6 protein-coding genes are annotated in these 6,906 nt (G+C 55.0%); 4 read left to right on the top strand and 2 right to left on the bottom strand.

What is annotated here, in order from left to right; all coding sequences use genetic code 11:
- Positions 1-269, bottom strand: a 269-nt coding sequence (locus Q7O77_RS12450) for a hypothetical protein (protein WP_304167736.1), incomplete at its 3' end; no start/stop codon positions are given.
- Between the two features lie 83 nt (positions 270-352).
- Here Q7O77_RS12450 and Q7O77_RS12445 point away from each other — a divergent pair.
- The 4 genes from Q7O77_RS12445 to Q7O77_RS12430 all read left to right on the top strand — a co-directional run bounded on the left by Q7O77_RS12445 (position 353) and on the right by Q7O77_RS12430 (position 6,251).
- A complete protein-coding gene (locus tag Q7O77_RS12445; protein ID WP_304167733.1) occupies positions 353-1,636 on the top strand; it encodes an HAAAP family serine/threonine permease in 1,284 nt (427 codons plus the stop codon).
- Positions 1,637-1,849: 213 nt separating this feature from the next.
- Entirely contained in the window at positions 1,850-3,913 is a 2,064-nt protein-coding gene (ppk1, locus tag Q7O77_RS12440; protein WP_304167731.1) for a polyphosphate kinase 1, read from the top strand.
- Between the two features lie 9 nt (positions 3,914-3,922).
- Positions 3,923-5,467: an exopolyphosphatase gene (ppx, locus tag Q7O77_RS12435; protein ID WP_304167729.1), complete on the top strand. Its 1,545-nt coding sequence runs from the start codon at positions 3,923-3,925 to the stop codon at positions 5,465-5,467.
- 517 nt (positions 5,468-5,984) lie between these two features.
- The gene (locus tag Q7O77_RS12430) at positions 5,985-6,251 is read left to right on the top strand and encodes a DksA/TraR family C4-type zinc finger protein (protein WP_304167726.1); all 267 of its coding nucleotides are present in this window, start codon (positions 5,985-5,987) and stop codon (positions 6,249-6,251) included.
- A gap of 39 nt (positions 6,252-6,290) precedes the next feature.
- Here Q7O77_RS12430 and Q7O77_RS12425 read toward each other — a convergent pair whose 3' ends face one another.
- Positions 6,291-6,719, bottom strand: a complete 429-nt coding sequence (locus tag Q7O77_RS12425) for a universal stress protein (protein WP_304167723.1) — start codon at positions 6,717-6,719, stop codon at positions 6,291-6,293.
- Positions 6,720-6,906 lie beyond the last annotated feature (187 nt).

Raw genomic sequence — 6,906 nt, 5'->3', positions numbered from 1 at the left:
GCTGCAGGCGACCGGGTTTGCACCCGCGTTTTATTTAGCGAGATAATAGCGCCGCGATTCCGGCCATCTTGTTTGCCCGAATGCAATGACCGCGTGTTCTTACCGCGGCGCTCACGGAAACTGGTATTTAAGGATGTATTTCCCGCAATGAAGATTTCTCCTCTGCTCAACGGCGTTTTCGCTAACGGCTCGTCGTCCCGTTTGGTCTTATCCTCGGCTTTCGCTTCAGATAGGTGCATCGCCAGATGATCGCCGTCCTGACGGCTCATTGTTTTCCCGCACGTTTCGCCCGGCCTGACTTCATTCGCCGGTCGTCTGTTTTATAGGCATTACTCGCTCAGGAGAGAGTTGTATGAGCTCAATTCAGGAAAGCAGCGCGGTCTTTGACACCGCCTCCACCTGGCGCAAAAGCGATACCGTCTGGATGCTGGGACTGTATGGCACGGCCATCGGCGCCGGGGTGCTGTTTCTGCCCATCAATGCCGGTATCGGCGGTTTGCTGCCGCTCATCATCATGGCGATTATCGCGTTTCCGATGACGCACTACTCGCATCGCGCGCTGTGCCGTTTCGTCCTTTCTGGCAAAGGCGATGCGGAAGACATCACCGAGGTCGTGGAGGAGCACTTCGGCGCCCGGGCCGGTCATCTCATTACCCTGCTGTATTTTTTCGCGATTTATCCCATTCTGCTGGTCTACAGCGTGGCGATCACCAATACCGTCGATAGCTTCATCACCCATCAGCTGCACCTGCCGTCGCCACCGCGCGCCTTGCTAGCCTTGGTGCTGATTCTGTGCCTGATGTTCGTCGTCCGCCTCGGAGAAGCCACCATCGTGAAAGCGATGAGCGTGCTGGTCTATCCGTTCTTGACCGTGCTGTTGCTGCTGGCCTGCTATCTGGTGCCGCATTGGAATCTGTCGGTGTTTCATCATCTGTCTTTATCGGGCGCCGTCAGCGGCAGCAGCCTGCCCGCGACGCTTTGGCTGGCGATCCCGGTGATGGTGTTTTCGTTTAACCACTCGCCGATCATCTCCTCGTTTGCCGTCGCCAAGCGCAAAGAGTACGGCGATGCGGCGGAGAAGAAATGCACCCGCATTCTGTCCTATAGCCATGTGATGATGGTGCTGACGGTGATGTTTTTCGTGTTCAGCTGTGTGCTAGCGCTGTCGCCGGAAGAACTGATGTCGGCAAAAACGCAGAACATCTCGATTCTGTCTTATCTGGCGAACCACTTTGATAGCGCGCTCATCGGCTATGCCGCGCCGCTGATCGCGACCGTCGCTATCTCTAAATCGTTCCTGGGTCATTACCTTGGCGCAGGCGAAGGGTTCAACGGGCTGATGGTGAAAACGCTGCGTCGGAGCGGGAAAACGTGGGCTCCGCGCACGCTGAACCGCATCACCACCCTCTTTATGCTGCTGACCACCTGGCTGGTCGCCACGAAGAACCCCAGCATTCTTGGGATGATCGAAACGTTGGGCGGCCCGATTATCGCCTGCCTGCTATTCCTGATGCCGATGTATGCGATTCATCGCGTCCCCGCCATGCGGCGTTACAGCGGACAGCTCAGCAATCTCTTTGTGACCCTGGCCGGTCTGATTGCGATGACCGCGATTATCTACAGTCTGTGCCAGTAAGCCCCGGCGTGCGGCGTTTCGCGCCGCACGCCGTCCTGTGAGCTTCTCCCCGCCCTGTCATACCAGTAGCGTTTGTGAAACGCAAAATCTCGCTGCCCCCGTTGACCAGGATGAGAAAAAGTCCATTTGAAGACTCGCCATGCCCGTCATTCACGCGCCATAATGGTAATGGATAGTAGAAACACTTCAGTAAAATCATTTAACGGAGTGAGAATGAGTCAGGACAAACTCTACATAGACAAAGAGTTGAGTTGGTTATCTTTCAATGAACGCGTACTTCAAGAAGCCGCCGACAAGAATAATCCGCTGATTGAACGTATGCGCTTTCTGGGCATCTACTCCAGCAATCTGGACGAGTTCTACAAGGTCCGATTCGCCGACCTCAAACGTCGTATTCTGATTAACGAAGAACAAGGCTCCGCCAGCGGGCTGCGTCATCTGCTGAGCAAAATTCAGATGCGCGTGCTGAAAACCGATCAGCTGTTCGACAACCTGTATAACGAGCTGCTGCTAGAGATGGCGCGTAACCAGATTTTTCTGGTCAACGAGCGGCAGGTGTCGCCCAATCAGCAGGCGTGGCTGCGCGATTACTTCAAACACCACCTGCGCCCGCATATCACCCCGATTCTGCTGCTGCCTGAAACCAATCTGATTCAGTTTTTGAAAGACGATTACACCTATCTGGCCATCGAAATCATCCGCGGCGAGAAGACGGACTACGCGCTGCTGGAAATTCCGTCCGACAAGGTCGCTCGCTTCGTCGATCTGCCGCCGGAAGCGCCGCATCGCCGCAAAACCATGATTCTGATCGACAATATCCTGCGCTACTGTCTGGATGATATCTTCCGGGGATTCTTCGATTACGACGTGCTGAACGCGTACTCCATGAAGATGACGCGCGACGCCGAGTACGATCTGGTGACGGAAATGGAGTCCAGCCTGCTGGAGCTGATGTCATCCAGCCTCAAACAGCGGCTGACGGCCAAACCGGTCCGCTTCGTCTATCAGCGCGATATGCCGGATGCGATGGTGGAGTGCCTGCTCAAGAAACTCGATATCACCTCCTATGACTCGGTCATTCCCGGCGGCCGCTATCACAACTTTAAAGACTTCATCGGCTTCCCGAACGTGGGCCGCGCCAATCTGGTCAACAAACCGCTGCCACGCCTGCGTCATCTGGGGTTCAATCACTTCCGCAACGGTTTTGATGCTATCCGCGAGCGCGATGTGCTGCTGTACTACCCGTACCATACCTTCGAGCACGTGTTGGAAATTCTGCGGCAGGCGTCCTTCGACCCCAGCGTGCTGGCGATCAAAATCAACATCTATCGCGTCGCCAAGGATTCTCGCATCATCAACTCCATGATCCACGCCGCGCACAACGGCAAAAAGGTCACGGTCGTGGTGGAATTGCAGGCGCGTTTCGACGAGGCGGCCAACATTCACTGGGCGAAAAGACTGACGGAAGCGGGCGTTCACGTCATCTTCTCTATTCCCGGACTGAAAATTCACGCCAAGCTGTTTTTGATCTCGCGTCGTGAAGGCGACAACGTGGTGCGCTATGCGCATATCGGGACCGGGAACTTCAACGAAAAAACCGCGCGGCTGTATACCGACTACTCGCTGCTGACCGCCGACGAACGCATCACCAACGAGGTGCGCCGGGTCTTCAACTTCATTGAAAACCCCTATCGGCCGGTGAGCTTCGATCACCTGCTCGTCTCTCCGCAAAACTCTCGTAGCCGTCTTTATGAGCTGATTGACCGCGAGATTGCCAACGCGCAGGACGGGCTGGAAGCGAAAATCACCCTGAAGGTGAACAATCTGGTGGACAAAGGTTTGGTCGACCGGCTGTATGCCGCCTCCGGCGCCGGGGTGAAAATGAACCTGTTGGTCCGCGGGATGTGCTCGCTCATTCCCGATATTCCGGGGATCAGTGATAATATCCGCGTCACCAGCATCGTGGACCGCTATCTGGAGCACGACCGGCTGTATGTTTTCCACAACGGCGGCGATCAGAAGGTGTTTCTCTCCTCCGCCGACTGGATGACCCGCAACATCGATTACCGAATCGAAGTCGCGGTGGAAGTGCTGGATCAGACGCTGAAAGCGCGAATCCTCGATATTCTGGAGATTCTGTTCAGCGATACGGTCAAAGCCCGCGTGCTGGACAAGGAATTGAACAATCACTACGTCACCCGAGGCAACCGGCGCAAAGTCCGCGCCCAGAATGCGATCTATGAATATCTTAAGGTCCTTGAGCAACCCGAAGAGTAGGCCACAGCCATGCCTTTAACCGACAATATCGCTGAAAAACCCCAGGAATTCGCCGCCATCGATCTGGGCTCCAACAGTTTTCATATGGTGGTCGCCCGCGTGGTCAATGGCGCGCTTCAGGTACTTAGCCGCCTGAAACAACGGGTGCATATGGTAGACGGACTCGACAGCCAAAATCGGCTGAGCGAGGAGTCTATCGAACGTGGTCTGAACTGCCTGACGCTGTTTGCCGAACGCCTTCAGGGATTTCCGGCGGCCAATGTCTCTATCGTCGGGACGCACGCCCTGCGCGAAGCGCACAACGCGCAGGATTTTTTGCAGCGCGCCGCCAAAATCATCCCCTACCCGATCTCCATTATTTCCGGGCATGAAGAAGCGCGACTGATCTTTATGGGCGTCGAGCACACGCAGCCGGAAAAAGGCCGCAAGCTGGTGATCGACATCGGCGGCGGGTCGACGGAGCTGGTGATCGGCGAAGATTTCGAGCCCAAGCTGGTGGAGAGCCGCCGGATGGGATGCGTCAGCTTCGCCCAACTGTTTTTCCCCGATGGTGAAATCAACGCCAACAACTTCAAACGCGCCCGGCTGGCCGCCGCGCAGCAGTTGGAAAATCTGGCCTGGCAATACCGCATCTACGGATGGGACTACGCGCTGGGCGCATCCGGCACCATCAAAGCAGCCAACGAGATACTGCTGGCGATGGGCGAGAAAGACGGCCAGATTACGTTGGAACGTCTTGAGATGCTGCGCGATGAGATCCTGAAGCACAAGAACGTGAAAGCGCTAAGTCTGCCGGGCCTGACGGATGAGCGGCAGAACGTGCTGGTTCCCGGCCTTGCCATCCTCTGCGGGGTCTTCGATACGCTGGCTATCGATACGCTAAGGTTGTCGGACGGCGCGCTGCGCGAAGGCGTGCTGTATGAAATGGAGGGGCGCTTCCGCCATCAGGACATTCGCATCCGTACCGCGAAAAGTCTGGCCAGCCACTACAACATCGACCGCGCACAGGCCCATCGCGTCCGTGAAACGGCGGAACTGCTCTACATCCAGTGGGAAGAACAGAACCCCTCGCTGGTGGATCCGCAGCTGGAGGCCATTCTGAAATGGGCGGCCATGCTGTATGAAGTGGGACTCGGCATCAACCACAGCGGTATGCACCGCCACTCCGCTTACATCCTGCAAAACACTAATCTGCCAGGGTTCAATCAGGAACAGCAGATGGTGCTGTCTCTACTGGTGCGCTGGCACCGTAAGGCGATAAAAACGGACGAGCTGCCGCGCCTGAATCAGTTCAAAAAGAAACAGTACATGCCGATGATTCTGTTGCTGCGATTGGCGACGCTGCTGAATAACCAGCGTCAGGCCACGACGTCGCCGCAAACGCTGCGTCTGGCGACGGACGATCGCACCTGGACCCTGATTTTCCCGTTCGGCTATTTCAGTCAAAATACGCTGGTACAGCTCGACCTGGAAAAAGAGCAGGAATATTGGCAGGGCATCAGCGACTGGACGTTGTTGATTGAAGAGGAAAAAGAGTCACCGACGCAAAGTTAGACCGGGACAGCGCGGCCTGCGCCCTACTCCTGCTTCATGTTGTGAGATTTTTCACATTTGCGCCTGAGGGTGATTTTTTGCCTCAGGCGCATTGACCCCACCGCCAGCTTGTGCCTAAATAAACAACAGCGAATGTCCGCTTTTATCAGGAATACATCCGGTAATGTCTACGGTTACCCACAGGCGAAGAATCATGTTACGTCAACGACGAAGTAGTACGCGTATAGCTCGTACCGTACTCATGATCAGTCTCATCATTCTGTTAGGCCGTTTTGTTTATTCCGCCGTCGGCGCCTTTCTTTATCACCAGGAAGTTCAGCAGCAAACCCGCGTTGAGCATTCTCTGGACACGTCTTCTGTCACTACACCCGCTCAACGAGAATAGTCGCTTAGTCCACACATTCTGCTGATTTCAGCTATTTTATGATTACCGACTCGCACCGAGGCGGAGGCAACGTATTCGTGTCAAACACGCAACATGCGTTGACCGCGTCATCCCGCAAGCAGGAGGTCAACAATGGCAAGTGGTTGGTCAAGTGACGGCTCCGTTCAGGAGCAAATCGATGCTACCGTCGATGATGCTATCGCTCAGGCGCGTAGCCAGTTACATCGCGGTGAAAGCGCTGATTATTGCGAGGAGTGTGGAGACCCCATACCGGAAGCCCGACGTAAAGCGTTGCCGGGCGTGCGCTACTGCGTTGCCTGTCAGGCGAAAATCGACAAACAGCGCAGCATCAATGCTGGCTACAACCGCCGCGGCAGTAAAGACAGCCAGCTTCGTTAAGCGTTGGACGCCGCCAGATTGCGCAGCGTCCCCACGTCGTTAGCGCGCCACCAGCACCGACGTTTTGGCATGGCGCACAATCGCCGAGGAGTTAGACCCTAGCAGATAGGTTTTGACACTCGGACGACGAGAACCGACCACGATGAGATCGGCATGGATCTCCTCGGCCAGCTCCAGAACCTCATCACGCGGCGTACCAAAGGTAATACTGTGATCCAGCTGCTCCGCCGGGAGGTCTATCTGGCTCAGAAGTTCGTGCAACTTTTCATCCGCCTTAACCACCGCCTCGTTTTCAAACTCTTTCAAACCAAACGCATAGGCGGAGATATAAGCGGAGACATCCGGTAGAACATGAAACAGATGCAGTTTCGCTCCGGATAATTTAGCCAGAAAAGTGGCCTGAGACAGGGCATTCTTGGTCAGATCTTCTTCATCAATATCGACAGGCACCAAAATGGTCTTATACATAACAGCCCCCTTTGACTGTGTACTTTGACACTTTCAGCGTAGCTCTGTTTTTCGCTCAGATAAATGATGATGTGCCACTTTTGTGAGATGAGAGAAGATTAGTGACATGATGAAAATATATCTAATATACAAATAGTTATATTGTTATAGCTTGCTTGCCGCTGTCTCTTATACACATCTGACGCTG

Origin of the sequence: Lonsdalea britannica, from assembly GCF_946477055.1 — a bacterium.
GTDB lineage: Bacteria > Pseudomonadota > Gammaproteobacteria > Enterobacterales > Enterobacteriaceae > Lonsdalea > Lonsdalea britannica_A.
Note: the sequence above shows the minus strand (reverse complement) of the source record. Positions and strands in the feature narration are given on the sequence as shown.